The organism is Gordonia sesuvii, from assembly GCF_036350415.1.
GTDB lineage: Bacteria > Actinomycetota > Actinomycetes > Mycobacteriales > Mycobacteriaceae > Gordonia > Gordonia sesuvii.
Map to the genome: position 1 here is coordinate 704,617 of NZ_JAZDUF010000002.1, position 25,507 is coordinate 730,123.

Here is a 25,507-nt window from a genome sequence, read left to right on the forward strand (position 1 = left end):
TCAGATCAGCCCTTCACGCAAGGCGTAGGCCACGGCGTGGGATCGGTTGCGCAACTGTAGCCGGGTGGTCACATCGTGCAGCACGTTCTTCACCGTCCGCTCGCTGTAGCACAACGTCTTCGCGATCGCCGCGGTGTCGTAGCCCTCGGAAACCAGTCGCAGCACGTCGATCTCGCGTTCGGTGAGACCGGAGAAATGTAGTCCGCGCGGCGACAGCACCTGTCGTTGCAAGCGGCCGACCTGCCCGAGGAGGCTGCCGACGAGATCGGTGGGGACGACGCCGCCACCGTCGGCGACGTGCCGGATCTGCCGGATCAGGACATCGGCGGTGGCATCCGTGCGGCGGACCAGGCCGCTGACTCCGGCCTCGGCGGCCGCGACCACGGTGCTCTCGTCGATGGTTCCGAGGACCAACATGGTCCGGGGAACGCCGTTGCGTTGCAGTGCCTTCAGATTCTTCTTCACCAGATCGTCGAGTTGGTCGGCGACGACGACAGCGACCTCGGCGGTGTCCAACGCGGCATCGCTGACGACCACCACCTCGGGTCGCAGATTCAGTTGACTGGCTACCCCGGCCTGTAGGACGGGATCATTCGAGTACACATATGTGGTTGTTCTGCGTTGCATGATCTCTGTCTCCCAACGTTCACATGCGTTGTCTGGGTCCGTGCGGCTACTCCTGGCGTTTGCCGCATCGTCCGCAGAAGGCCTGTCCCGGGGGCAGCTCGAACCCGCAGTTGTCGCATCGGGCGCCGGCCGCAGGCGGACTCGTCGTCATGGCGCCGCCGGACGCGGGAGGCGGGGGCGGCGCCGCTCCGCCCGCCCCGACCGAGTGTGCCTGCGGCGCAGGGTAGGAACCCGCGGGCAATACGTCGGACGGGACGTCGTTGCGGGCGCGGTTCCCCCGGTGGGTGTAGAGGTAGTACGCGAGCCACCCGACCAGCGCGAGGCCGACGAGCACGCCGGCGGCGATGAGGATCATCGACACGAGATTGCTGGAGCCGTAGCCCGCGCCGGCCGCCTCGCGCCGACGAACGGCCTCGGTACGCTTCGGGAAGGCGTTCGGATATCCCGGCGACAATGCGATCGAATTGTCGAAGTTCTTGATGGCGTCGTCGTAGTCGCCCGCGTAGTAGGCGCCCAGACCCTCGCGGTACGCCCCGTCCGCCGGTGACAGTTCGGAGGTGACGCCGTTGTTCTTCATCATCTCCCGGAGTTCACTCACGGCGGAGACGTAGTTGAATGCACCAGGCTCGCCTGATGGACGGAAGCTGTTCACCCCGAGCACTTTTCCGTCGTCGGTGATCGTCGGACCGCCACTCATGCCCGGCGACATCGCGGCACTCACCTCGATCACGGGCGCGGTGCCGAGCGTCTTGAGGGCGCTCACCGTCCCACTCTTCGCGGTGGGTTCGAGGCTGTAGTCGGTCACCGACTCCGTCGATGCGGGATATCCGATGGACTGCACCGGAGTGCCGACCTCCGGTTCCGCGGTGGACAGCTCCGAGGACGGCAGGTTGGTCAGCGGAACCTTGAGCAGCGCGACGTCCCCCTGTCTCATCGGCCGCACGTCGACCACACGCGCCGGTACCGGTTTCACGTCTTCACCGGACTGGCCGGCACCGAGTACGGACACGTGTAGTCCGGTCGCCTCGATCCGGTCGAGGGTACGGTTGCCGGAGTCGAGTGCCGACTGGCCATAGGCGACATGGTCAGGGTCGACACAGTGACCGGCGGTGGCGATGTATCCGTCCGGGTTGACGACGAAACCCGTACAGCGGGAGGTCGATACGCCCGGCACGTTGCTCTCGAGGTACACGATCGAGGGCCGGATGACGGCGGCTGCGCGGGTGGCCGGCGAGTCGTCGGGCGGCGTGTCGGCCATCGCGGTCGGCGCGGTCCACGCCACCGCGCCCGCGGCCATGAGTGCGGCGAGCGCGGCAGCACCCACGCGGGACGACGAACGATGCGTTGAACCCATGACTGTTCCGTTCTGTCGAGACGGCTCGCCGGGAGCTACTGAACTGTGCCGTCGGGGTAGACGACCGGATCGTCGGGGTAGACGACCGGATCGTCGGCAAACTGTTGGTCGGGCAGCTCACCGAGGTCACCCGCCCCCTCGCCTTCCACACCCGGCTCCACCGGCTCCTGCGGAACCTCCTCGGGGACCACGCCTTCACCGGGGTCGGTCCCACCTTCACCGGGCAATTGCTCATTGCCGGGCACCGGAGGATCGACCACATCCGGGTCGACAACCGGTGGCTCATCCACAGGTTCGCTCGGTACCGGAATGGAGACATCCGGCGGTACCACGGGCACCGACGAGTGCGCCGATGACGAACCGGTGTGCGGCGCCGCCGGCGACACCACCTCGCGTTCCTGCATCTCCGGCCACTGATCCCCGGTGTAGTCGGCCTCGGCGAGCTCCACATCCGACGGCGTCAACGGGCTTCCGCTGGCGCATCGCACGCGCGGCACCCACGCGGTGTCGACGAATACAGCGGTGCCCTTCTGCAGCAGCGCGTCGAACTCGGTGGGACTGCCGTCCTGGTAGCCGTGGTCGGTGACGAGCGTGTCCCGCATGAGGACGACGGGACGCAACGACGCGATGTATGCCGAGATGTCGGAGACTCCGAGGACGCTCTGCCATGCGGCCGCCTTGGCCTGATCCGCGGCCAGGAAAGAGGTGAGTTGCGGTGCATCACAGGCAGTCTGGTCGGCAGTCCCGCCGTACAGACCCACCATGGTGCCGTCGGCTGCCGCCGCCTGCCCGGCCGGACCCGTCACCTTGGCGTCGAGGGTGACCACTTTCGACATGTCGACGGGTTCGGCGACCGATTCGGTCCACGGGGAGTCGCCCTGCGACGATGCGGCCTGGAGGACGACCTGACTGGACTCCGGCTCGAGATCCTTCGTACAGCCCGCGACGGCGACCGTCGCGACGGCGGTGATCGCCGCGGCTCCCCACGTTGTCACCCGGATGGGTACGGTGCGATCTCCCGGCACGTTCATGTATCAAGGGTGGCCGGTGTGGTGACATACGACACGCGTAGGCGACTACGTCAGTTGTCGTGCGGTACTACCCCAATTCCCACTGTCCCGTACGTCGAACGGATGACAGTCGTCGACGGATCGTCGTCTCGCTCAGAACACCGTGGAGCGCAGCGCGATCTCCGATGCCAGTGCGGCACTGGCGTGCTGGGGAATCCAATGACCGATGCCGGGCAGTTCGCAATACCGGAAGTCCGAGTACGCGTACCGTCCACTCAGCTGAGCCTGCTCACGGCCGAGCGCCTCGTCGCCGTCACCCCACACCATCGTCGTCGGGATCTCCACCGGCGGGCAGGCCAGCTTCTCGGCGATCTTGCCGGTGAAGTTGGCCCGGTACCAGTTCAGCGGGCCGGTGAGCGCCCCCGGTTCGGTCAGCGGAGCCAGTTCCTCCGCGGTGATCCCGGTGGCGAGCAGCGCCGCGCCGTCGTCTGCCAGCAACTTCTGTTCCGCGTCGTCGCCGATGAAGTCCTTGATGTACAGCGAACGTTCACGCTGGTCGGTGGAGTCGAGGGCGTCGCGCATCGCCGAGGGGTGGCCGGTACTCGCCGCCACCAGGCCGGTGAACCGATCGGGATGCTTGCCGGCGAGATGCCAGGCGACGATGCCACCCCAGTCATGTCCGACGAGCATCGCGTACTGCACGTGCAGGCTGTCGAGCACGCCGATCGCGTCATCGACCAGCAGGTCGAGCGCGTACGCGTCCACGCCGTCCGGGCGGGCGCCGGGGCTGTACCCGCGCTGGTCGAAAACAATTGTGCGCAATCCACTTTCGTGGAGACGGGGAACGACCTTGTCATAGCAGGTCCCGTTGACGGGGAAGCCGTGCAGCAGCAACACCCATTTTCCGTCCTCGGGGCCGCTGATCCGGATGTCGAAAGTGTGCTCGCCGAGCTGAACGGCGCGCTGTTGCGTGTCCACGGGCCCAGGATAGGCGAGAATCTTCGCCCCCGGTCGGCACCCTGTGCCGCTGGTGCTCTCAGCCGACCGAATGCGTGATGACCGGTGCCCGCGGGTCGGCACCCCGCGCGATGAGCGCCTCGATCGCCGGCACGTCGAGGTGCTCACCCACGAGGTCGGCGATCAGGTCCACCTGGGCGTTGCGGGTCTCGTCCACCGACGTCGTCTCGGACACGACAAAACCCGGTTTCCCTGCCTCGACAGCCATTTCACGCAGCAGTTTTCGACGAAAGGCATCCGACGACAGCAGCCCGTGCCAGTGTGTTCCGCGCACTGCCCCGCGAACGGCGCCCTCCGGACCGTGGACGGCATCCTCGATCCATGGCTGTTCCCCCGACCGCCCGATGCGGCCGTGGTGAATCTCATAGCCGCTGATCGAATGACCCATGCCGGTACCGGACACCTGTCGGAGCACTTTGTTCGGGTCGAAGACGATGTCGACGTCGAGCAGCCCGAGCGCATCGACCGGGCCGATCCGGGATTCGACCGGGTCGTCGATGCGCCGACCGAGCATCTGGAAGCCACCGCAGACGCCGATGACGGGCCGCCCGCTACGGGCACGTTCGATCAATGCCGCATCGATGCCGCGGGCACGCAGCCAGGCGAGGTCGGACACCGTCGCGCGCGTACCCGGCAGCACGACGAGATCAGCGGCGCGGACGGCCGCCGGGTCGTCGACCCAGGTGACGTCGACACCCGGCTCGCAGCCCAACGCCTCGACATCGGTGGTGTTCGACACCCGCGGCAGCCGGATCGCGGCCACCGACAGCCGCACCGTCGGCCTGCTGGTGTCGGCGCCCTCGGGCGGCCCGACGCGGCGGCCGACCGGCGTCGACAGCGAGTCCTCGGCGTCGATCCAGAGCTCGTCGCTGAACGGCACGACGCCGAGTGTCGGCCGGCCCGTGAGCCGGTGCAGCATGTCGAGGCCGGGCGCCAGGATCGACGGGTCGCCCCGGAACTTGTTGATGACGTACCCGGCGATCAACCGCTGGTCTGCTTCGTCCAGCACCGCGGTCGAACCGAACAGATGCGCCAGCGATCCGCCGCGGTCGATGTCGCTGACCAGTAGGGCAGGCATGGCAGCCGCCCGGGCGAGGCCCATGTTGGCGAGGTCCGTCGCCCGCAGGTTGATCTCGGCCACCGACCCGGCGCCCTCGCAGATCACCACGTCGAACTCGGCCCGCAGCGATGCCAGCTCGCCGGCGACGATGCCGGCCAAACGGCCACGCCACTCGTGATAGTCGCGGGCCCCCGCCTCGCCCACCGGCTGCCCGCGGACCACGATGTGGGAGCGGCGATCGCTGCCGGGTTTGAGTAGCACCGGGTTGAATCGGGTGGACGGCTCCAGCCCGCACGCGTAGGCCTGCAGCGCCTGCGCGCGGCCGATCTCGCCGCCGTCGAGGGTCACCGCGGAGTTGTTCGACATGTTCTGCGCCTTGAACGGCGCCACACGGACCCCGCGGCGGTGGAGCAGGCGGCACAAGCCGGCCACGATGAGGCTCTTGCCGGCATCCGAACTGGTGCCGCCGACCAGGAGCGCGCCGTTCACGCGTGGTGCACCGGGGAGACCGCCGTCACCGGTCGGGCAGGGTCAGGATCTCCGCGCCGTCGTCGGTCACCACGAGTGTGTGTTCGAACTGGGCGGTCCACTTCCGGTCGTTGGTGACCACCGTCCAGCCGTCGTCCCAGATCTCGTAGCCGAGTCCGCCGAGATTGATCATCGGTTCGATGGTGAACACCATGCCGGGCTCGATGACCGTGTCGACGTTGGGTTCGTCGTAGTGCAGGATCACCAGCCCGTTGTGGAAGGTCTCACCGATCCCGTGGCCGGTGAAGTCGCGGACCACGTTGTAGCCGAATCGGTTCGCGTACGACTCGATGACCCGGCCGATGACGTTGAGTTCACGTCCCGGCTTCACCGCCTTGATGGCGCGCTCGGTGGCGACGCGGGTCCGTTCGACGAGGTCGGTGGCCTCGGCGGACACATCACCGGCCAGGAAGGTCGCGTTGGTGTCGCCATGCACACCGTCGATGTAGGCGGTGACGTCGATGTTGACGATGTCCCCGTCGGAGACGACCGTGGAGTCCGGGATGCCGTGGCAGATCACCTCGTTCAACGACGTGCAGCACGACTTGGGAAACCCCTTGTAGCCCAGGGTCGACGGGTACGCGCCGTGGTCGATCATGTACTCGTGCGCGATTCGGTCGAGTTCGTCGGTGGTCACACCGGGGGCGACCGCTTTGCCGGCCTCGGCGAGCGCGTTCGCGGCGATCTTGCCGGCGACCCGCATCTTCTCGATGGTCTCCGGCGTCTGCACCCACGGTTCGTGTCCTTCGTTGACCGTGTCCCGCCACGCGTACTCCGGCCGCTCGATCGAATCCGGGACGGGGCGGGTCGGCGAGAGGGTGCCGGGCCGCAGGGCAGCGCGAACAGTCATGCCGTCCAGCTTATCGACTCGGGCCCGGCGCCGGAGGCGGGCCGGTGTGGCCCGGTGGCCGCGAACTAAGGTGAGACTAAAGTCGGGTCGGCTCAGCGGGACGGGAGGAAACGTGGCCCTTCGTGACGCACGCTCGTTCCTCGCGGGCTCCTCAGGGACCAGTCGTCGGGTGGCCCTTCGTGACGCACGCTCGTTCCTCGCGGGCTCCTCAGGGACCAGGTGGGGGAACCACCCCCGCTCCCTGAGGTGCGAGGAGCGCGCGAGCCACCCCCGCTCCCTGAGGTGCGAGGAGCGCAAGCGACGAGCCACGAAGGGCGCCGCGTGACCACGATCAAGAAACGCCGACCCGTTGTCGCGGCCGTGATCGTGGCGGTCATGGCCCTCGCCTCGGCCTGCTTCGTCGAACCCATCGAGCAGACCGCGCCGTCGGTGGCACCCACCGCCAACCTGCGCGAAGGGCCGCAGACCGCCGAACTGCCCCAGCGTCACGTCGAACCCGTCGCCGACGACCCGACACCCACGTTGCCGGTGACCGTCGACTCGGTGGGCCGCGGCCCGGTCAGCGTCACCGACGTGAGCCGGATCATCGCCGTCGACATCAACGGCACTCTCGGCACCATCGTCTTCGCACTCGGTCTCGGACCCAACGTGGTCGGCCGCGACACATCGACGGCGTTCCCGTCCGCGGTCGGGTTGCCGGTGGTCACCAACCGCGGGCACAGCCTCAACGCCGAGGCCGTGCTGGCGCTGGCGCCGACAGTGCTGCTCGTGAACGAGAACACCGTGCCGGACGCCGCGGTCGACCAGATCGCCGACTCGGGCATCCCCGTCGTGGCATTCCCCGGCACACGCAACCTCGAGATGAACGACGCGTTGATGCGGTCGGTCGCCGAATCCCTCGGCGTGCCCGAGGAGGGCGAGCGACTCGTTGAACGCACCGACCGTCAGGTCGCCGACGCACGGGAGTTGGTGCCCTCGCCGTCCGGGGAACCGGTCATGGCGTTCGTGTACATCCGCGGCCGCAACCTGATCTTGCTGGCCGGTCCGGGATCGGGGGCCGACGACCTCATCGAGAGTCTCGGTGGCCGTGACGCAGGCGCCGAGGCGGACCTGACAGGTGCGTTCACCGCCGTCAGCGCCGAGGCGATGATCGCGGCCGACCCCAACGTGATCCTGGTGATGACCCAGGGCGCCGACACCGTCGGCGGCCTCGACGGCGTGCTCGCACTTCCGGGTATCGCCGAGACAGATGCGGGCAGGCACGGTCGTGTCGTCCAGATGGACGAGACCAAGATCCTCGCGTTCGGGCCGGACGTCGGCGAGGTACTCGGCTCCCTGGCGCGGGCGATCTACTTATGAGCGCACCCACGACCCAGCGGTCCGCAACGCTCGCCGCCGAACATCGCGCCAAGCACCGTACCCGCAGCGTTCTCGTCCTGACGGCGCTACTCCTGGCGACGGCCACGCTGGTGGTGATCTCGGCCGGCATGGGTCGAGTCGGGGTGCCACCGCTCGAGGTGCTCGGCAGTCTGGCACACCACTTCCACATCGAGATCGGCCCACTGCCGTCACACCCCAACGGCGAGGCCGCGTTGTGGAACGTGCGATTCCCGCGAATCGTGTTGGGGTTGCTGGTGGGTGCCGCTCTCGGCGCCGGCGGCTGCCTTTTGCAGGGCGTGCTGGCCAATCCGCTCGCCGAACCCGGCATCATCGGCGTCTCGTCGGGTGCGGCCGTCGGAGCGTGTCTGATGATCGTGCTCGGCGGCAGCTTCGACAGTGACTGGGCACTGGCCGGCGCGGCGTTCGTGTTCGCGTTGTTCACCGCGGCGTCGGTGTACGTCTTGTCGCTGCGCGACGGTTCGACGTCGGCGATCATGTTGGTCCTCACCGGGATCGCCGTGAACGCGTTCACGCTCGGCATCATCGCCTATCTGACATTCGTCGCCTCCACGGCCGCACGTGAGCAGATCGTCTTCTGGCAGCTGGGCTCCCTGGCGGGCACCACCTGGAACGAGGTGTGGGTGGCTGCTCCGTTGATCGTGGCGGCGATCGCGGCGTCGCTGGTGCTCGCGCACAAGCTCGATCTGCTCGCATTGGGCGAGATCCAGGCCGCGTCGCTGGGCGTCAACGTCGAGGTCGTACGTCGACAGGTGATCGTCCTGGTGTCGATCCTCACTGGCGCCGCCGTCGCGTTCTCCGGAATCATCATGTTCGTCGGACTGGTCGTGCCGCACGTCCTCCGTCTCATCGTCGGCCCGCGCCACGCGATCCTGTTGCCTGCGAGCGTCGTCGGCGGCGCACTCGTGATCACCGCCGCCGATCTCGCCGCGCGCACGATGCTCGGCGACGCCGACCTCCCGCTGGGCATGTTCACCTCCCTCATCGGCGGACCGGTGTTCTTCCTGCTGCTCCGCCGCAGCCGACGGGCAGGGGCCGGCTGGTGACCGCCGTGTCCGAACGCCTGGGCGTCACCGCCGAGAACATCACCGTGAACCTGGGTGGGCGAGATGTGGTCCGCGACGTCTCGCTGCAGGTCGAGCCGGGCAGCCTGCTCGCACTCGTCGGCCCCAACGGTTGCGGGAAGTCCACCCTGCTGTCCGTTCTGGCGGGACTACGCGAGCCCGACGCCGGGACCGTGCGCATCGGCGAGCATGCCGTGTCGAAGACATCGTCGCGGCAACTCGCGCGGCTGCGATCGTTCGTCACCCAGCACAATCGGACCGACACCCCGTTCTCGGTGATCGAGGTCGTCGAGATGGGTCGGTTCCCGTGGTTGCGCACACCGGCCGCGGTGCGGTCGCCGGAGATCATCGACGACGCCATCCGGGCCTGCGATCTGCATGACATCACCGACCGCCCGTTCGCACAGCTCTCCGGTGGGCAACAGGCACGGGTCTCGATCGCGCGGGCCCTCGCCCAGCAGACCCCGGTGATGCTGCTCGACGAGCCGACCGCCGCACTCGACATCCACCACCAGGAGTCGGTGCTCGACATCCTGCGCGCCGCCCGCGACGACGGGGCCGCGATCCTGCTGGTCGTGCATGACCTGTCGCTGGCGGCCGCCTACGCCGACCGGGTCGCACTCATGAAGGACGGGCACCTCCTCGCCCACGGCCCCACCCGCGAGGTGATGACGGCCGACCTGCTGTCGACGACCTACGACCATCCGGTCGAGATCTGGGATCACCCCGAGTCCGGGCAGCCGATCATCGTGCCGCGCCGGACGTGAGAGCGGTACGGGGGCAGCGGGTCTCGCGGGGTCTCGATACGCCACTCACTTCGTTCGCGGCTACTCGACCAGCGGTTGTGAGGATGTCGCGGTCACTCACTGATCGAGCGGGTGCCGTCCCTCCGTTGATCGAGTAGGACGACGAGCGGCAGCGAGGAGCCGCCCCCTTCGTTGATCGAGTAGGACGACGAGCGGCAGCGAGGAGCCGTATCGAGATCCCCCCGACCACGACCGATCAGGACCGAGCGCGGACCGCATACCCCGGAGGCAGGCCGGCGAAGAAGTCACGCGTGACGCCGACCGCGTTGTTCGAATCGCCGCCGCGCACGACGAGCGTCGCGAAGGCCAGGTCACCACGGTAGCCGGCGAACCAGGCGTGTGATCCGCCCGCGAACTCGGCCTCACCGGTCTTGCCCAGAACCTCGCCCTGACCGTCGATGACCGTGGCCGTGCCCTGCGTGACCACTTCACGCATCATCGGGCGCAGTTCTGCGACGACTGCCGGGTCCAGCGACGGCTGCGGACCCTCCACCGTGGTCGGCTTGCCGAGGATCAGTTGCGGCACAGGGGCTTTGCCGTTGTTGGCCACTGTCGCGGCGACCGTAGCGAGACCGAAGGGGCTCACCAGGACCTTGCCCTGCCCGAATCCGTCCTCGGTGCGGGCGACGAGCTCCGGCGCGATCGGCACCGACCCGGACACCACGTCGAGGCCGGCGATGTCGTATTGCTGACCCACGCCCATCGCCGCGGCGGTGTGGGCGAGGTCCGACGGCCCCATCTTGCTCGCGAGGAAGGCAAAGGTCGTGTTGCACGAACTCGCGAACGCCTTCTGCATCGTGACGGTGCCCAGCGAGAATCCGTTGTAGTTGGGGATGCGGCGCGGCCCGATCTCGATCTCACCTGGGCAGGGAACCATCGATCCGGGGTGCGCGAGGTCCCGGCTGATCGCCGACGCCGCGGTGACCATCTTGAACGTCGAGCCGGGCGGATAGAGTCCGGTCGTCGCGATCGGGCCGTCACGATCGGCGGCCTTGTTCTGGGCGACGGCGAGGACGCGTCCCGTCGATGGCTGCAGCACGACCATGGCGACCTGGAAACGGTTGGTGGCGTCGACAGCACGCTGCGCGGCGTTCTGGACTCGCCGCGACAGGCTGAGGGAGATCGCGGGTGCCGGGTCGGGGGCGTGATCAGCGAGGACGTCGGCGTCGAGACCGTTCGGGTTGACCGTCACCACCCGCCAGCCGACGCGCCCGTCGACCTCGGTGTCGACGACCTTCTTGACCTCGGTGAGCAACGCGGGAGCGAAATCGGGGTTCTTCGCGACCAGTTCGGCCTGCTGGTTGTGCACGACACCGGGGATGGCCAATTGGTCACGCAGTCGGTCGAAGTCGCGCTGGGACAGACGTGTGATCGGATACTGTCCGCCACCAGCGGTGGACTCTTCGGCGATCTTCTGCGCGGACAGCGACGGCACGAACGGGCGCAGCGCGGAGACGAGGCGGGTGACCGAGTCGGCGACCGAACCGTTCGCCGCAGCCTCGGCCGCATCGAAGTTGATGCCGACGACCGTGCCGTTGACCAGAACCTCCGAGCCGTCGGACTCGTTCACGGTCGCGCGCGGCGCCTCCACGATCTGCAGGGAAAGTCGTTGATTGGCACCGAGATCCGGATGTATGTCGGTCGACGTCCACCGCACCGCCCAACCGGCGTCCGACCGCACCATCTTCACCCGGGCCGGGTAGCTCCACTCGCGGTCGCGGGGCAGGTCCCAGTGGTACGTGACGTCGATGTCGGCGGTGTCCCCGGTGACGCGTGCCTTGCCGGTACTCGCGGTGAGATCCTCCGCGGACAGCCCTTCCCACGCGGCGCCGAGGCCATCCTGGGCCTGCTGCGGGTTGTCGGTGAGTGCGGCGGCCCCGGCGATGTCACCGGCCCCATAGGCGGCGAGGAATTGCTCGACCGCCTGCCGAGGCCCGTCGTCGACGGTGGCGCATCCGGCCACACCCACGGTCAGCGCAGCGCTCACCGTCACACACGCAACACTGACCGCACGTCGACTCATCCGCAACATCGATGTCGATCATATGGGCGGAGACCTCGAAAACCCCGGCGCCACGCGGCAAGATCTCCTGGTCACGCTCGGACGGTGTCGAGACCCCGTTCAGTCGACCAGAACGGTAGCGAATGTCGCGATCTCGCTGAACCCGACTTTCCGGTAGATCTCCCGTGCGGGGAGGTTGAAGCTGTTGACGTACAGACTGGGTGTTCGGCCCAGCCCGATGATTCCTGCCGCGACGGCAGCGGTGCCCGCTGCTCCGAGTCCTTCGCCGCGACGATGCGGCGCCACCCAGACGCCCTGGATCTGCCCGACCCGCCGCGACAGGGAGCCGATCTCCGCCTTGAACACCACCTCACCGCCGTCGAACCGCGCGAACACCCGTTGTGCGGTGATCAGCGATGCCAGGCGGCGACGATAGGAGCGACCGCCGTCACCGGCGCACGGATCGACGCCGACCTCCCCGATGAACATGTCGATTGCCGCGGGCAGGTAGGCGTCGAGGTCGTCGAGGGTGACCAGGCGTACGAGGGGGTCGGGGGCGACGAGCGGTGCCCCGGTGAGCGCCATCAGCGGCTGGCTGTCGCGGACCTCCCGCGCCGGGCCCCAACACGCGCCGACCCGATCCCAGAACGCCAACACCATCTCGGCGCGGCCGACGATCGACGAACACACACGCGGCGCGGCGGCGGCCCGGTCGGCGAACGCGTCCATGTCGGCGATGGACCCGAGCAGCGGGATGAGGTTGGCGCCGGAGAAACACAGCGAGGTGGTCGGGTCGTCGGTGGTCCACAGTTCACCACCGAGCAGGCGTGGGTTGATGCCGTGCGACTCGAAGCGGGCTGCGACCATGCACATCGCCACCGGGTCCGACGACAGCACATGCTCGACCACCGGCGCATCCCGTGCGCCCAGCGGGCGATCACCCAGTAGCTTCAGCACCACCGCTCCCTCTGCCGTCCTCGGGCGGGATGCGTCACACGGCCTCTCAACCGTCGACGGTGGCCGCAGGCGACACGATCAGCTGACCGTGACCACCGGCGGACCCGCTTCCCTGTCACCAGTGTCACCCGATTCTCCTGCAATTCGCAGCGCTTCGTCGATCAAGGTCTCGACGATCTCCGCTTCGGGAACGGTCTTGATGACCTCACCCTTGACGAAGATCTGTCCCTTGCCGTTGCCGGATGCGACACCGAGGTCGGCCTCGCGGGCCTCACCCGGTCCGTTCACCACGCATCCCATCACGGCTACCCGCAGCGGCACCTCCATGCCCTCGAGTCCTGCGGTGACGGCGTCGGCCAGCTTGTAGACGTCGACCTGGGCGCGACCGCACGACGGGCAGGACACGATCTCCAGCTTGCGTGGGCGCAGGTTCAGGGACTGCAGGATGGCGTCGCCGACCTTGATCTCCTCCGCCGGCGGCGCCGACAGCGACACGCGGATGGTGTCGCCGATCCCGTCGGCCAACAGCGAGCCGAACGCGACCGCCGACTTGATCGTGCCCTGGAACGAAGGCCCGGCCTCGGTCACACCCAGGTGCAGGGGGTAGTCGCACTGGGCGGCCAGCTGCCGATACGCCTCGACCATGATGACCGGGTCGTTGTGCTTGACCGAGATCTTGATGTCGCCGAAGCCGTGCTCCTCGAACAGGCCCGCCTCCCACAGCGCGGACTCCACGAGGGCTTCCGGGGTGGCCTTGCCGTACTTCTGCATGATCCGCTTGTCCAGCGATCCGGCGTTGACACCGATGCGAATGGGAATCCCGGCCGCACCGGCCGCCTGCGCGACCTCCTTGACGCGGCCGTCGAACTCCTTGATGTTGCCGGGGTTGACGCGTACCGCCGCACAGCCGGCGTCGATCGCGGCGAAGATGTACTTCGGCTGGAAATGGATGTCGGCGATCACCGGGATCTTCGACTTCTTCGCGATGATCGGCAGCGCCTCGGCATCCTCGGGACGCGGGCAGGCGACGCGCACGATGTCGCAGCCCGACGCGGTCAGCTCGGCGATCTGCTGCAGGGTGGCGTTGATGTCGTGGGTCTTGGTGGTGGTCATCGACTGCACCGAGATGGGGTGGTCGCTGCCCACCCCGACCGAGCCGACCTGGATCTGGCGGGTTGTGCGTCGCGGTGCCAGCACCGGCGCCGGCGGAGCCGGCATACCGAGCCCGACCGGGATCGCGTCAGGCGACGTTGGGGCGTTCATCTCGTTCACCTCGTGTGATCGGAAGCTGTGGGTGTGAAGTTCGTTGGCAATCAGAAGATCTTGATCGGATTGACGATGTCGGCGGTCAGCGTGAGCACCATGAACCCGCCCATCACGACGACCACCGCGTAGGTGATCGGCATGAGCTTCAGGTAGTCGACGGGACCGCCTGCGGCCCGGCCGAACCACCCGCGAACGGTGTTGCGAGCCTTCTCGTAGCCGACGATGGCCATGTGCCCACCATCCAACGGTAATAGCGGCACCAGGTTGAACAAGCCGAGGAAGAAGTTGATGCTGATCAGCAGCATCAGGAAGATGCTCCACGCACCGCGTTCCGCGGCCTGTCCGCCCATCACCGACGCGCCGTAGACGCTCACCGGGGTGTCCGCGGCCCGCTCACCGCCGGTGACGGCGGTCCACAGGGCGCTCACCTTCGACGGCAGCGACAGCAGGGCGTCCCAGGTGGCCACGAACAGGTCACCGGTGAACGCGAACGCGCCGGGGATCACGGCCAGACCGTCGTAGTGGGTGATCGACGGCGGCGGGTCGAAGGTGATGCCGACCTTGGCGGTCTGCTCGGTGGTGGTCTCGCCTGCGCTGTTGACGACGACGGTGGACGGTTCCGGCGTGATGGTGAAGTTCAGTTGCTCCCCGTCGCGTTGCACGGTGAGATCGACCGGACCGGTCCCCTGCCCGATGAGCGGCGAGACCTCGGAGAAGTCCGACACCGACTGCCCGTTGACGGCGACGATCGTGTCGCCGGGCTGCAGTCCGGCGGCACCCGCGGGGCCGGTTCCCGAGCATGGGGCCGACACCGGCTCGGCGGAGTCCGAATATGTGGTGGATGACGGCACACAACTGGTCTGCGCGACGGTCGCCGGTACCGGGTCCTGGCTGATGTTGGGCAACCCCCAGATCGCACCCACCACGATGACGAGCACGAATCCGAGGATGAAGTTCTGCGCCGGACCGGCGAACAGGACGACCAGCCGCTTCCACGGCTTCTGCAGGTACATCGCACGTGGGCGGTCGGCGTCGGCGATCTCGTCGTAGGGCGTCATGCCGGCGATGTCGCAGAAGCCACCCAGCGGCAGGGCTTTGAGGCCGTACTCGGTCTCGCCTCGGCGCGTCGACCACACGGTCGGACCGAAGCCGACGAAGTAGCGCCGGACCTTCATGCCGGTCGCCTGCGCCGCCCACATGTGACCGCACTCATGCCAGGCCACCGACAGCAGCAACGCCGCGGCGAACAGCACCACGCCCAGCGCGAAACTCACTGACTCACTCCATCCGAAATTGCCGCCACCAGCCGCGTTGCGCGCTCGCGTGCCCACCGGTCGGCGGCCAAGACGTCATCCACAGTACCTGGCTCGGCCCGCCACTGATCTGCCTCGCCGAGCACCTCGCCGATGATCTCGACGATGCGCGGAAAGCGGATCGCGCCGGCGAAGAAACCCGTAGCGGCCGCCTCGTTGGCCGCGTTGTAGACCGCGGTCGACGAACCGCCGGCCCGACCGGCGGCGCGCGCGAGCTCGATGGCCGGGAACACGTCGTTGTCCACCGGCTCGAATGTCCACGCGGATGCCGTCGAGAAGTCGCACGCCGACGACGAGCCCGGGACGCGGTCGGGCCACCCGAGCGCCAGCGCGATCGGCAGCTTCATCGACGGGGGTGACGCCTTGGCGATGGTGGCGCCGTCGACGAAGGTCACCATCGAGTGCACGATCGACTGCGGATGCACGGTGACGTCGATGCGGTCGTAGTCGACGCCGAACAGCAGATGCGCCTCGATCACCTCGAGCGCCTTGTTCACGAGTGTCGCCGAGTTGAGCGTGATCATCGGGCCCATCGACCAGGTGGGGTGGCGACCGGCCTGCTCCGGGGTGACGTCGTCGAGGGCATCGCGCGTCCAGCCGCGGAACGGTCCTCCCGACGCGGTGAGCACCAGCCGGTCGACCTCGTCGGGTGTGCCGCCGCGTAGACACTGGGCGAGAGCCGAGTGTTCGGAGTCGACCGGCACGATCTGCCCGGGCGCGGCCGCGTCGAGGACCAGGGATCCACCGGCCACCAGCGACTCCTTGTTGGCCAACGCCAACCGCGCGCCCGACCGCAACGCCGCGAGGCTGGGCCGCAGTCCGATGGAACCGACGACGGCATTGAGGATCACATCGGCCTCGACAGTGTCGATCAGGTCGCACATCGCGTCGGGTCCGCCGAGCACGGTCGACCCGAGGTCGTCGGACAGCCTGCGCGCCGCATCCGGGTCGGCCAGCGCGAGCGCACCGGCCGGGATGCCGAATGCCTTGGCCTGCTCACGCAGCAGCCCGACGTTGCCGCCGCCGGCACCGAGGCCGACCGCAGTGAAGCGATCGGGATGCTCGGCGATCACCTCGAGCGCCTGGACACCGATCGACCCCGTCGATCCCAGGATGAGTACGCGCGTCGTCACCGGCTCATTGTCCCGCCTGCGCCGAGTAGACCTCAAATCCCCCAGCTCACGATCGACCGACACCCACACTCCGTTGGCCGTGCCCCAGGATCTCGTCGATCGGGCCCGCCGGACCGTCGTCAGCCGGCTGGATGGACCGTACGCCAGTGTTCGGCGATGTCGATGCGCCGGGCGATCCACACGTCGTCGTGGGACTGGATGTGGTCGAGGAATCGTTCCAGGGCGGCGAGGCGGGCCGGGCGCCCGACGAGTCGGCAGTGCAGGCCGACCGAGAGCATCTTCGGTGAGCCGGCCACCCCTTCGGCGTAGAGCACGTCGAACGCGTCGCGCAGGTGCGCGAAGAACTGCTCTCCCGACGGGAATCCGCCGGGAGAGGCGAACCGCATGTCGTTGGTGTCGAGGGTGTACGGCACCACGAGGTGATCGACCTGGTCGTCGCCGCGCGGCACCTTCACCCAATACGGGAGGTCGTCGGCGTAGCTGTCGGAGTCGTAGAGGAATCCGCCTTGTTCGACGACGAGCCGCCGGGTGTTCGGTGAATCCCGGCCGGTGTACCAGCCCTGCGGGCGTTGCCCGGTGATCTCGGTCAGCAGGTCGATCGCCGCGTGCATGTGCTCGCGTTCAACGTAGGAATCAACCAATTGGTAACTGAGCCAACGGTATCCGTGGCAGGCGATCTCGTCACCGCGCTCGACGAAGGCAGCCGCGGCCTCCGGGTTGCGCGCCATCGCCTGTGCGACGGCGAATATCGTCAGCGGCAACTCACGCCGGGAGAACGTGCGCAGGATGCGCCACACGCCGGCGCGCGAGCCGTACTCGTAGATCGATTCCATGCTCATGTGCCGATTGGGGAATGCCTGCGCGCCGATCATCTCCGAGAGAAAGGTCTCACTCCCCCGGTCGTTCTCGAGCACATTGTTCTCCGAGCCCTCCTCGTAGTTGAGGACGAACTGCACCGCGATCTTCGCGCCTCCGGGCCACTGCGGGTCGGGTGGTGTCGCGCCGTACCCGACCATGTCGCGGGGGTAGTGCTCACTGCGGTAGTCGGCCAGCGTTCGGTGCGCGGTGTCGGACATGGCGGCATTCTGTCACCGATCCGATCACCCGGCTCACCACCGTCGTTGGGACGACCCGCGCACTACTGCGATCTCGATGGGCTCGCTTCTCGACGAGCAATCCGCGGACCGGCTGACATCCCGCCGAGAGGTCGACGCCACACGCAGGGTGCGCCACGTTATGCTGATCCCGAACTACTACCGGCCGTCAGACTTCCCGTGACACCGGTAACACCGCACGCACAGTGAGGAGCCAGCGTGGCAAGCACCGAGGTTGAGCAGATCGACACCGGGTGGGTTCGCGAGCCCGCGGATGCGCCGTCGGCCCGCTTCGGCTGGCATCAGAGCGCGCGCAAGGGCTTCATGTTCGCCGGCTGGTTCTGCGTGCTCGCTCTGCTGGGCATGCTGATCGGCAACCACACCGGGCGCGTCGAGGACCTCTACCTCATCGGTTTCGCCCTGGTGCTGGTCTACTTCCTGGTCAAGCCCGCTTTTGCCAAGCGCGGTCGCTGGAAGAGCTGACTCAGCGCTCTTCGGCCGCGAGTTGGCCACACGCCGCGGCGATCTCCTGACCGCGGGTATCCCGGACGGTGCATGAGACGCCCTGCTCTCGCACGCGGCGCACGAACTCCCGCTCGACCGGCTTGGGACTGGCGTCCCATTCCGAACCCGGGGTCGGGTTGAGCGGGATCAGGTTCACGTGCACCAACGATCCGAGGGCGCGGCGCAGTTTCTCTCCCAACATGTCCGCACGCCAGGGCTGATCGTTGACGTCACGGATCAGGGCATACTCGATCGATACCCGACGGCCGGTGGTGTCGGCGTAGTAGCGAGCCGCCTCGAGCACCTCGGCCACCGACCATCGGTTGTTGACCGGCACCAAGGTGTCACGGAGCTCGTCGTCGGGCGTGTGCAACGACACCGCGAGGGTGACGGCCACGCCCTCGTCGGCGAGGCGCCGAATGGATGGTGCGAGCCCGACCGTGGACACCGTCACCGATCGCGCCGAGATGCCGAGCCCGTCGGGTACCGGTGAGGTGATCTGCCGGACCGCGCTGACCACGCGCTTGTAGTTGGCCAGCGGCTCCCCCATACCCATGAACACGATGTTCGACAGCCGCCCGGGTGGACCGAACTCGCCATCGCGCAGCGACCTGGCGGCGGCGCGTACCTGGTCGACGATCTCGGCGGTCGACAGGTTGCGGTCCAGGCCGCCCTGACCGGTGGCGCAGAAGGGGCACGCCATCCCGCACCCGGCCTGGCTGGAGATACACAGCGTGTTGCGGTCCGGGTACCGCATCAGCACACTCTCGAGCAGCGTGCCGTCGTGGAGTCGCCACAGGGTTTTCCGGGTGTCCCCGCCGTCGCAGCCGATGTGGCGTACAGGCGTCAACAGTGACGGGAACAGTTTGCCGGCCACGGCGTCCCGCGATGACGCGGGGACATCACTCATCTCCTCGACGTCGCTGTTGAGGCGTCCGTAGTACTGACGCGCGAGCTGATTCGCCCGGAACTTCGGCAACCCGAGTTCCTGTACCGCCTCGACCCGGGCTGCGGGGTCGAGATCGGCGAAGTGGGTGGGTGGTCGCCCTCGTTTGGGCGCGTCGAACACGAGTGGCAATGAGGCCATATCGACATTGTCGCATGTCATGATTGGTGCATGACGACACCGGATCCGCAGCAACAGCAGCCACCGGTCGACGGCCCCGACCCGATCGGGAGTCCGCCACCGCCCGTGCCGGATACCGACCCCGAGCACCAGGCGCTGCTGGACGAGCGGGACGCCCTGCGCACGCGGGTCAAGAAGGTCGAGCACACCCGTACCCGGGCGACGTTCTACGGCCTGGTCATCGGTGCGTTGATCACCATCCTGCTGCTGGTCTTCATCCTGCAGAACCTGGAATCGCAGCGGATCATGCTGATCTTCTGGGAGGTGAATCTCCCGCTCGGTGTCAGCCTGCTGATCGCGGCCATCGCCGGTGCGTTGATCGTCGCTTTCGCCGGCGGTCTGCGCATGTTGCAGATGAGCCGCGCGATGCGCAAAGCCAAGAAGTAGCCGAACTCACAGCAGGGCTGTCAGCACCGCCCACACGATGAACGCGGACGGCAGCAGTGAGTCGAGCCGATCCATGATGCCGCCGTGCCCGGGCAGTAGGGTGCCCATGTCCTTGATGCCGAGGTCGCGTTTGACCTGGGATTCGACGAGGTCACCGAGGGTGGCGCAGACGACCAGCACCGGACCGAGGATCATCCCGATCCACCAGTGGGTGTCGAGCAGGAAGACCACGCAGCCCACGGCGCCGCTGGTCCCGACCACGAGCGATCCGACGAATCCCTCCCAGCTCTTCTTCGGGCTGATCGCGGGCACCATGGGATGCTTGCCGAACAGCACCCCGAACGCGTAGCCGCCGACGTCGGAGCACACGACGACGACCATCAGTGTGGCGACGCGGGCTGCTCCCTGGTCCTGGACCACGAGGTGCGCACCGAATGCGGCGAGCAGCGGCAGCCAGGCGAGGACGAACACACTGGTGGCCAGGTTGTGCAGATAGTTCTCCGGAGCCCGGTGGATGCCGTTGGCCAGCAGCATCCACACCATCAGGACCAGGACCGTCCCGGCGAATGCGGTCAGTATCCCGGTGGTCCCCCATGGCCAGCCGGCCCAGATGATCGCCTGCCCGCCGACGAGCAACGGCCAGAACGCAATCTGGTACCCGCCGTCCCGGAGGCGTTTGAACACCTCCCAGGTCGCCACGGCGAAGGCGACGGCGACCAGCCCGTACCAGATCTTCGGGACGAACAGCAGGATCAGGATGATCGAGATCCCGAGGGAGAAACCGACTGCCAGAGCCGCGGGAAGGTTGCGCCCCGCTCGCGACTTCTTTGTCGGATCCGGTGCTTCAGGCGGACTCTCGGAGGATTCGGTGGCCATCGGTTTCGGTGCGGAGGCGCGTCGGGCGTCCGCGCTCACACCTCGAGCAATTCGTTCTCTTTGTGTTTCACCAGGTCGTCGACTTGCGCGACGTATCCCGCCGTGGTCTTGTCGAGTTCCTTCTCCGCGCGCGTGACCTCGTCCTCGCCGGCCTCGCCGTCCTTCTGGATACGTTTGAGCTCGTCGACGGCCTTGCGGCGGACATTGCGGATCGCCACCTTCGCGTCCTCGCCCTTGCTCTTGGCCTGCTTGACCAGTTCGCGGCGACGGTCTTCGGTGAGCTGCGGGATGGCCACCCGGATGACGTTGCCGTCGTTGGTGGGGTTGACGCCGAGATCCGAGTTGCGGATGGCGGTCTCGATGTCACGCAGTGTGGAGGCCTCGTACGGCTTGATCACCACGAGGCGCGCTTCCGGGGTGTTGATGCCGGCCAGCTGGGTGATCGGGGTCAGGGCGCCGTAGTAGTCGATCGCGACCTTGTTGAACATCGCCGGATTGGCGCGCCCCGTACGGATCGACCCCATGTCGTCCTTGGCGACACTGACCGCCTTCTCCATCTTCTCTTCGGCGTCCAGGAGCGCATCGTCGATCATCGTCGTCCCATATCTACTCGGTGCTGTGCGTGTTGGGTGGGTGTGATCGCGACCATCAGGTGGCGACCAGGGTGCCGATCCGCTCGCCTGCCACTGCGCGGGCGATGTTGCCCTCCTCGAGCAAATTGAACACCAGGATCGGCATTTTGTTGTCCATACAGAGACTGAACGCGGTCGCGTCGGCCACCTTCAGTTCCTTGTCGAGAACCTCCCGATGGGTGATCTCGGTGAACAAGGTGGCGTCGGGCACTTTGCGCGGGTCGGCGTCGAACACACCGTCGACGTTCTTCGCCATCAGCACGACCTCGGCCTTGATCTCCAGCGCGCGCTGCGCAGCCGTGGTGTCGGTGGAGAAGTACGGCATGCCCATACCTGCGCCGAAGATCACCACGCGCCCCTTCTCCAGGTGACGCTGGGCTCGAAGCGGCAGGTAGGGCTCGGCGACCTGACCCATGGTGATGGCCGTCTGGACTCGGGTGTTGACCCCGCGCTTCTCCAGGAAGTCTTGCAGCGCCAGGCAATTCATCACGGTGCCGAGCATTCCCATGTAGTCGGAGCGCGCACGGTCGAGACCCCGCTGCTGCAGTTCGGCGCCGCGGAAGAAGTTCCCGCCACCGATGACGACGGCGACCTGGACACCCGATCCGACGACTTCGGCGATCTGGTCGGCGACCGTCGCGACGACGTCCGGGTCGAGCCCGACGCCACCACCACCGAACATCTCACCGCCGAGTTTGAGAAGCACCCGGGTGAAACCGTGACGCTCGGCTTCCCGAGTGGCTGGCGTTTCGCTCATCCAACTTCCTCCACTGTTCGATTCAGTCGATATCGTACGTCCCGGCACGACGTGTGCGGCGCCATGCGGTGGCGCGGGGCGTCATTGCCGTGATGGCCCAGACACACAGCGACCCCGCGCCGGATGGTGCCGACGCGGGGTTGCGATGTGGAGAACCGGATCAGGCCTGGCCGACCTCGAAGCGCGTGAAGCCGTTGACGCTCACGCCGGCCTCCTCGAGGAGGGCCTTGACGGTCTTCTTGGAGTCCTGCACCGACGGCTGGTCGAGAAGCACGACGTCCTTGTAGAAGCCGTTGACGCGGCCTTCGACGATCTTCGGCAGCGCCTGTTCGGGCTTGCCCTCTTCCTTGGCGGTCTGCTCGGCGATACGACGCTCGTTCTCGACGATGTCGGCGGGGACCTCGTCGCGAGTGGCGTACTTCGCCTTCAGCGCGGCAACCTGCATCGCGGCGCCGCGGGCGGCCTCAGCGGCCTCCTCACCTTCACCGGTGTAGGAGACGAGCACGCCGACGGCGGGCGGCAGATCCGACGCACGCTTGTGCAGGTACACCGCGACCGGGCCGTCGTGGTAGGCCACGCGACGCAGCTCGAGCTTCTCACCGATCTTGGCCGACAGTGCCTGCACGGCGTCGTCGACGGTGCCCTCGCCGAGCTTGGCAGCCTTCAGCGAATCGATGTCGGTGGTCTTCTCCGCGGCCGCGACCGCCACGATCTGATCGGCGAGTTCCTGGAACTCGGCGTTCTTGGCGACGAAGTCGGTCTCGGAGTTGATCTCGACGAGCGCGCCGTCCTTGGCGGCCACGAGGCCCTCGGCGGTGGAGCGCTCGGCGCGCTTGCCGACGTCCTTGGCGCCCTTGATGCGCAGTTCCTCGACGGCTTTGTCGAAGTCGCCGTCGTTGTTGGCCAGCGCGTTCTTGCAGTCCAGCATTCCCGAGCCGGTGAGCTCGCGAAGTCGTTTCACATCGGCTGCGGTGTAGTTCGCCATCGTTGGCGAGCCTCCTTAGAGAGAGTGTCGGATGTCTGTCCGGGCCGGGTCACGACCCGGACAGACCTCGGGACCGGTACGTGCGATCCCGCTGCTACTGGGCCGGTGCGGCGGTGCCGGCGTCGCCCCCGGCAGACGCGGTGGCCTGGGTGAGCAGCTCCTGCTCCCACTCGGCCAGCGGCTCGCCGCCGCCCGCCTCCGGCTTGGAGTCGTCGGACGACTGGCCGGCGCGTGCCTGCACGCCTTCGGCGACGGCCGAGGCGACCACGCGGGTCAGCAGTGCGGCGCTGCGGATCGCGTCGTCGTTGCCCGGGATCGGGTAGTCGACGAGGTCGGGATCGCAGTTGGTGTCGAGGATCGCGATGACCGGGATGTTGAGCTTGCGTGCCTCACCGACAGCAATGTGCTCCTTGTTGGTGTCCACAACCCAAACGGCAGACGGCACCTTGGCCATATCTCGGATACCACCGAGGGTGCGCTCCAGCTTGTTCTTCTCACGCGTGAGCATGAGGATTTCCTTCTTGGTGCGACCCTCGAAGCCACCGGTCTGCTCCATGGTCTCGAGTTCCTTCAGGCGCTGCAGGCGCTTGTGGACGGTCGAGAAGTTGGTGAGCATGCCACCGAGCCAGCGCTGGTTCACGTACGGCATGCCGACGCGGGTCGCCTCTGCGGCGATCGACTCCTGCGCCTGCTTCTTGGTGCCGACGAACAGCACGGTGCCACCGTGGGCGACGGTCTCCTTGACGAACTCGTACGCCTTGTCGATGTAGGTCAGCGTCTGCTGCAGGTCGATGATGTAGATGCCGTTGCGGTCGGTGAAGATGAACCGCTTCATCTTCGGGTTCCAACGGCGGGTCTGATGCCCGAAGTGTGCGCCGCTGTCCAGCAGCTGCTTCATGGTCACGACAGCCATGTCGTCTTGATCCTTTGTGTGCAGTTGACGTCGGCACCGGTTGATGCCGACCCTGGCGCCTGCTGCCGTGGTGGACCCGGTCGCGACGAAGCCGTTTCCGGGACCGCCCACCCGGCGTTGTGGACGTCGTCGTCATCGAGGACAACGGGTCGCTACGCAGGCGCGCGAAGTCACCTCACCGATCTGCGATGAGGTGCGTGAGCGAGTTTACGCCGGTCAGCTGCGGAAAACCAAAATCCCCGGGCGGCCGACACCCGAGGCCGACCGGGTCCGAGACCCACCGCGTGGAAATTGCCGGGAGCCGCGGGCGCTCCTCGTGCGTCTGAAGTACATGACACCACCGGGTCCCGGGCTGCGGGGACTGCACTCGAGAGCGCTGCGCGCGGCTCTGACGGTACTCGCGGAACTGCTGGTCGTCGCACTGCTGGTGTGGCTCATACCCGCGCTGGCCTGGGCGGAGACGGGACGGTTCGTCGCGCCCCTGGCCTCAGGGCCGGCGGTGGTGCGCAAGTTCGATCCGCCACGGCAGCGCTGGGAGCCGGGACACCGCGGCGTCGACCTGGCGACGTCCCCGGGCGCTGCGGTACGCGCTGCCGGGGCGGGCCGGGTGCGTTTCGCGGGCGTGGTGGCCGGTCGGCCGGTCGTCTCGATTCAGCACCTGGGCGAGCTGATCACGACCTACGAACCCGTCCGCGCATCGGTGCGGCAGGGCCAATCGGTGCGGCGCGGTGAGGTCATCGGTGTCGCCGTCGCGGGTCATCCCGGCTGCCCGGTCGCCGCGTGCCTGCATTGGGGTGCCCGCCGCGGTAGCGCACGGTCGGCGGTCTACTTGAACCCGATGGGTCTGCTGGGTGCGGTGCGGGTGCGCCTCAAGCCCGTCGGTGACGACCTCACGCTCGCGGATGGGCTTGCCGGTGGACGGCGCGAAGCCGTTCCACACTGACGTGGGTGTAGATCTGCGTGGTCGCCAACGACGAATGACCGAGCAGTTCCTGCACCACCCGCAGGTCGGCGCCGCCCTCCAGTAGATGGGTTGCGGCGCTGTGACGCAGGCCGTGCGGTCCGACGTCGGGCGCGCCGGCCTGCTGGACCGCCCGGTGCACCACAGTGCGGGCCATCCGCTGATTCAGCCGACCTCCCTTGACACCGAGCAGGAGCGCGTCGCCGGATCGGGCGTCCGCGAGCGCCGGTCGGCCATCGCTCAGCCACCGGTCGATGGCGCGCTCGGCGGGTTCACCGTAGGGCGCCGACCGCTGTTTGTTGCCCTTACCGATCACCCGCAGCACCCGGCGGTCACGGTCGACGTCCCCGATGTCGAGTCCGCACAGCTCCCCGACACGGATTCCGCTGGCGTACAACAACTCCAGGGTCACGGCGTCACGGATCGCAATGGGATCGTCGGTGGTCGACGACGCATCGACGGCTGCGAGGGTCGCCGCCGCCTGGTCGGGCGCCAGGACCGTCGGAAGTGTCCGGTGTGATCTCGGGGCCTGCAATCGGGTCGACGGGTCGCCGTCGAACACGCCTTCCCGGGACGCCCAGCTGCAGAACGCCTTGGCGGAGGAGACCTGACGGGCGATCGTCGTCCGCGCGGCACCGCGGCGTGTGTGGTCGGCGAGCCATGATCGCAGCAGCGCCAGGTCGACGTCATCGACGCTGATTCCGCGCGCACCTGCATACGCGACGAGACCTCGCACGTCGCCGATGTAGGCGCGCACGGTGTGCTCGCTGTGGCCCTTTTCGTAGCGCAGGAAGGCCGCGAACTCGTCGATGAGCCCGCTGTGTGCCTCGTGACCGTCGGTCATGGACCGACCCAAGCGCGCCGACCTACACCGCGCAACCGGCCAC

General features: G+C 67.7%; 25 protein-coding genes. 6 read left to right on the forward strand and 19 right to left on the reverse strand.

Annotation, left to right across the window (positions count from 1 at the left end):
* The 6 genes from VZC37_RS09940 to map form a co-directional block, all read right to left on the reverse strand.
* The gene (locus VZC37_RS09940) at window positions 1–627 is read right to left on the reverse strand and encodes a response regulator transcription factor (RefSeq protein WP_330432292.1); all 627 of its coding nucleotides are present in this window, start codon (window positions 625–627) and stop codon (window positions 1–3) included.
* Window positions 628–673: 46 nt separating this feature from the next.
* The gene (locus VZC37_RS09945; RefSeq protein ID WP_330432293.1) at window positions 674–1,981 is read right to left on the reverse strand and encodes a trypsin-like peptidase domain-containing protein; all 1,308 of its coding nucleotides are present in this window, start codon (window positions 1,979–1,981) and stop codon (window positions 674–676) included.
* Between the two features lie 35 nt (window positions 1,982–2,016).
* The gene (locus VZC37_RS09950; protein WP_330432294.1) at window positions 2,017–3,012 is read right to left on the reverse strand and encodes a DUF6777 domain-containing protein; all 996 of its coding nucleotides are present in this window, start codon (window positions 3,010–3,012) and stop codon (window positions 2,017–2,019) included.
* A 132-nt stretch (window positions 3,013–3,144) separates the two neighbouring features.
* Entirely contained in the window at window positions 3,145–3,969 is an 825-nt protein-coding gene (locus VZC37_RS09955) for an alpha/beta fold hydrolase (RefSeq protein ID WP_330432295.1), read from the reverse strand.
* A gap of 58 nt (window positions 3,970–4,027) precedes the next feature.
* Window positions 4,028–5,557, reverse strand: a complete 1,530-nt coding sequence (locus tag VZC37_RS09960; protein WP_330432296.1) for a cobyric acid synthase — start codon at window positions 5,555–5,557, stop codon at window positions 4,028–4,030.
* 25 nt (window positions 5,558–5,582) lie between these two features.
* Window positions 5,583–6,446: a type I methionyl aminopeptidase gene (gene map, locus VZC37_RS09965; RefSeq protein WP_330432297.1), complete on the reverse strand. Its 864-nt coding sequence runs from the start codon at window positions 6,444–6,446 to the stop codon at window positions 5,583–5,585.
* A 375-nt stretch (window positions 6,447–6,821) separates the two neighbouring features.
* Between map and VZC37_RS09970 the strand changes: the two genes are divergently transcribed.
* The 3 genes from VZC37_RS09970 to VZC37_RS09980 are packed head-to-tail and all read left to right on the forward strand — an operon-like array spanning window position 6,822 to window position 9,675.
* Entirely contained in the window at window positions 6,822–7,805 is a 984-nt protein-coding gene (locus VZC37_RS09970) for a heme/hemin ABC transporter substrate-binding protein (protein WP_330432514.1), read from the forward strand.
* A complete protein-coding gene (locus VZC37_RS09975; RefSeq protein ID WP_330432298.1) occupies window positions 7,802–8,890 on the forward strand; it encodes a FecCD family ABC transporter permease in 1,089 nt (362 codons plus the stop codon). Before VZC37_RS09970 ends, VZC37_RS09975 begins: the two co-directional genes overlap by 4 nt.
* Entirely contained in the window at window positions 8,887–9,675 is a 789-nt protein-coding gene (locus VZC37_RS09980; protein WP_330432299.1) for a heme ABC transporter ATP-binding protein, read from the forward strand. The genes VZC37_RS09975 and VZC37_RS09980 overlap by 4 nt, the downstream gene beginning before the upstream one ends.
* Before the next feature lie 235 nt (window positions 9,676–9,910).
* Here VZC37_RS09980 and VZC37_RS09985 read toward each other — a convergent pair whose 3' ends face one another.
* From VZC37_RS09985 to puuE, 6 genes are all read right to left on the reverse strand, one after another.
* Window positions 9,911–11,746 (reverse strand): penicillin-binding transpeptidase domain-containing protein, encoded by a 1,836-nt coding sequence (locus tag VZC37_RS09985; protein WP_330432300.1) that lies wholly within the window; start codon window positions 11,744–11,746, stop codon window positions 9,911–9,913.
* 90 nt (window positions 11,747–11,836) lie between these two features.
* Window positions 11,837–12,673, reverse strand: a complete 837-nt coding sequence (locus VZC37_RS09990; protein WP_330432301.1) for a GNAT family N-acetyltransferase — start codon at window positions 12,671–12,673, stop codon at window positions 11,837–11,839.
* Between the two features lie 78 nt (window positions 12,674–12,751).
* Window positions 12,752–13,936 (reverse strand): flavodoxin-dependent (E)-4-hydroxy-3-methylbut-2-enyl-diphosphate synthase, encoded by a 1,185-nt coding sequence (ispG, locus tag VZC37_RS09995; protein ID WP_330432302.1) that lies wholly within the window; start codon window positions 13,934–13,936, stop codon window positions 12,752–12,754.
* Between the two features lie 50 nt (window positions 13,937–13,986).
* Window positions 13,987–15,213 (reverse strand): M50 family metallopeptidase, encoded by a 1,227-nt coding sequence (locus VZC37_RS10000; RefSeq protein ID WP_330432303.1) that lies wholly within the window; start codon window positions 15,211–15,213, stop codon window positions 13,987–13,989.
* On the reverse strand, window positions 15,210–16,385 hold the full coding sequence (gene dxr / locus VZC37_RS10005; RefSeq protein ID WP_330432304.1) for a 1-deoxy-D-xylulose-5-phosphate reductoisomerase: 1,176 nt from the start codon (window positions 16,383–16,385) through the stop codon (window positions 15,210–15,212). Before dxr ends, VZC37_RS10000 begins: the two co-directional genes overlap by 4 nt.
* A gap of 119 nt (window positions 16,386–16,504) precedes the next feature.
* Window positions 16,505–17,461, reverse strand: coding sequence for an allantoinase PuuE (gene puuE / locus VZC37_RS10010; protein WP_330432305.1), 957 nt, complete (start codon window positions 17,459–17,461; stop codon window positions 16,505–16,507).
* A gap of 237 nt (window positions 17,462–17,698) precedes the next feature.
* Between puuE and VZC37_RS10015 the strand changes: the two genes are divergently transcribed.
* Entirely contained in the window at window positions 17,699–17,962 is a 264-nt protein-coding gene (locus VZC37_RS10015; RefSeq protein WP_330432306.1) for a DUF2631 domain-containing protein, read from the forward strand.
* A 1-nt stretch (window position 17,963) separates the two neighbouring features.
* Here VZC37_RS10015 and rlmN read toward each other — a convergent pair whose 3' ends face one another.
* Window positions 17,964–19,070 (reverse strand): dual-specificity RNA methyltransferase RlmN, encoded by a 1,107-nt coding sequence (gene rlmN / locus VZC37_RS10020; protein ID WP_330432307.1) that lies wholly within the window; start codon window positions 19,068–19,070, stop codon window positions 17,964–17,966.
* 30 nt (window positions 19,071–19,100) lie between these two features.
* Here rlmN and VZC37_RS10025 point away from each other — a divergent pair, with 30 nt between their 5' ends.
* Window positions 19,101–19,496 carry a LapA family protein gene (locus VZC37_RS10025; protein WP_330432308.1) on the forward strand — a complete coding sequence of 132 codons (396 nt, stop codon included), beginning with the start codon at window positions 19,101–19,103 and terminating at the stop codon, window positions 19,494–19,496.
* 6 nt (window positions 19,497–19,502) lie between these two features.
* On the opposite strand, the gene VZC37_RS10030 is transcribed toward VZC37_RS10025, so the two are convergent.
* The 5 genes from VZC37_RS10030 to rpsB form a co-directional block, all read right to left on the reverse strand.
* A complete protein-coding gene (locus VZC37_RS10030) occupies window positions 19,503–20,372 on the reverse strand; it encodes a phosphatidate cytidylyltransferase (protein WP_330432309.1) in 870 nt (289 codons plus the stop codon).
* 35 nt (window positions 20,373–20,407) lie between these two features.
* Window positions 20,408–20,965 (reverse strand): ribosome recycling factor, encoded by a 558-nt coding sequence (gene frr / locus VZC37_RS10035; RefSeq protein ID WP_330432310.1) that lies wholly within the window; start codon window positions 20,963–20,965, stop codon window positions 20,408–20,410.
* Window positions 20,966–21,020: 55 nt separating this feature from the next.
* A complete protein-coding gene (gene pyrH / locus VZC37_RS10040; protein ID WP_330432311.1) occupies window positions 21,021–21,761 on the reverse strand; it encodes a UMP kinase in 741 nt (246 codons plus the stop codon).
* A 160-nt stretch (window positions 21,762–21,921) separates the two neighbouring features.
* Window positions 21,922–22,746: a translation elongation factor Ts gene (gene tsf / locus VZC37_RS10045; protein ID WP_330432312.1), complete on the reverse strand. Its 825-nt coding sequence runs from the start codon at window positions 22,744–22,746 to the stop codon at window positions 21,922–21,924.
* 94 nt (window positions 22,747–22,840) lie between these two features.
* Window positions 22,841–23,659 carry a 30S ribosomal protein S2 gene (gene rpsB / locus VZC37_RS10050; RefSeq protein WP_330432313.1) on the reverse strand — a complete coding sequence of 273 codons (819 nt, stop codon included), beginning with the start codon at window positions 23,657–23,659 and terminating at the stop codon, window positions 22,841–22,843.
* Between the two features lie 331 nt (window positions 23,660–23,990).
* Between rpsB and VZC37_RS10055 the strand changes: the two genes are divergently transcribed.
* The gene (locus VZC37_RS10055; RefSeq protein ID WP_330432314.1) at window positions 23,991–24,602 is read left to right on the forward strand and encodes a peptidoglycan DD-metalloendopeptidase family protein; all 612 of its coding nucleotides are present in this window, start codon (window positions 23,991–23,993) and stop codon (window positions 24,600–24,602) included.
* Here the strand turns inward: VZC37_RS10055 and VZC37_RS10060 are convergent.
* Complete coding sequence (locus VZC37_RS10060; protein WP_330432315.1) at window positions 24,550–25,464, reverse strand: tyrosine recombinase XerC; 915 nt, start codon at window positions 25,462–25,464, stop codon at window positions 24,550–24,552. The genes VZC37_RS10055 and VZC37_RS10060 overlap by 53 nt on opposite strands.
* Between the last annotated feature and the right edge of the window lie 43 nt (window positions 25,465–25,507).

Bases quoted from the DNA above. Each gene is read 5' to 3' on its own strand.
- VZC37_RS09940 (WP_330432292.1), bottom strand. From the start codon at position 627: ATGCAACGCAGAACAACCACATATGTGTACTCGAATGATCCCGTCCTA.
- VZC37_RS09945 (WP_330432293.1), bottom strand. From the start codon at position 1,981: ATGGGTTCAACGCATCGTTCGTCGTCCCGCGTGGGTGCTGCCGCGCTC.
- VZC37_RS09950 (WP_330432294.1), bottom strand. From the start codon at position 3,012: ATGAACGTGCCGGGAGATCGCACCGTACCCATCCGGGTGACAACGTGG.
- map (WP_330432297.1), bottom strand. From the start codon at position 6,446: ATGACTGTTCGCGCTGCCCTGCGGCCCGGCACCCTCTCGCCGACCCGC.
- VZC37_RS09970 (WP_330432514.1), top strand. From the start codon at position 6,822: ATGGCCCTCGCCTCGGCCTGCTTCGTCGAACCCATCGAGCAGACCGCG.
- VZC37_RS09975 (WP_330432298.1), top strand. From the start codon at position 7,802: ATGAGCGCACCCACGACCCAGCGGTCCGCAACGCTCGCCGCCGAACAT.
- VZC37_RS09985 (WP_330432300.1), bottom strand. From the start codon at position 11,746: ATGTTGCGGATGAGTCGACGTGCGGTCAGTGTTGCGTGTGTGACGGTG.
- ispG (WP_330432302.1), bottom strand. From the start codon at position 13,936: ATGAACGCCCCAACGTCGCCTGACGCGATCCCGGTCGGGCTCGGTATG.
- puuE (WP_330432305.1), bottom strand. From the start codon at position 17,461: ATGTCCGACACCGCGCACCGAACGCTGGCCGACTACCGCAGTGAGCAC.
- rlmN (WP_330432307.1), bottom strand. From the start codon at position 19,070: ATGGCCTCATTGCCACTCGTGTTCGACGCGCCCAAACGAGGGCGACCA.
- VZC37_RS10025 (WP_330432308.1), top strand. From the start codon at position 19,101: ATGACGACACCGGATCCGCAGCAACAGCAGCCACCGGTCGACGGCCCC.
- VZC37_RS10030 (WP_330432309.1), bottom strand. From the start codon at position 20,372: ATGGCCACCGAATCCTCCGAGAGTCCGCCTGAAGCACCGGATCCGACA.
- frr (WP_330432310.1), bottom strand. From the start codon at position 20,965: ATGATCGACGATGCGCTCCTGGACGCCGAAGAGAAGATGGAGAAGGCG.
- pyrH (WP_330432311.1), bottom strand. From the start codon at position 21,761: ATGAGCGAAACGCCAGCCACTCGGGAAGCCGAGCGTCACGGTTTCACC.
- tsf (WP_330432312.1), bottom strand. From the start codon at position 22,746: ATGGCGAACTACACCGCAGCCGATGTGAAACGACTTCGCGAGCTCACC.
- rpsB (WP_330432313.1), bottom strand. From the start codon at position 23,659: ATGGCTGTCGTGACCATGAAGCAGCTGCTGGACAGCGGCGCACACTTC.
- VZC37_RS10055 (WP_330432314.1), top strand. From the start codon at position 23,991: ATGACACCACCGGGTCCCGGGCTGCGGGGACTGCACTCGAGAGCGCTG.
- VZC37_RS10060 (WP_330432315.1), bottom strand. From the start codon at position 25,464: ATGACCGACGGTCACGAGGCACACAGCGGGCTCATCGACGAGTTCGCG.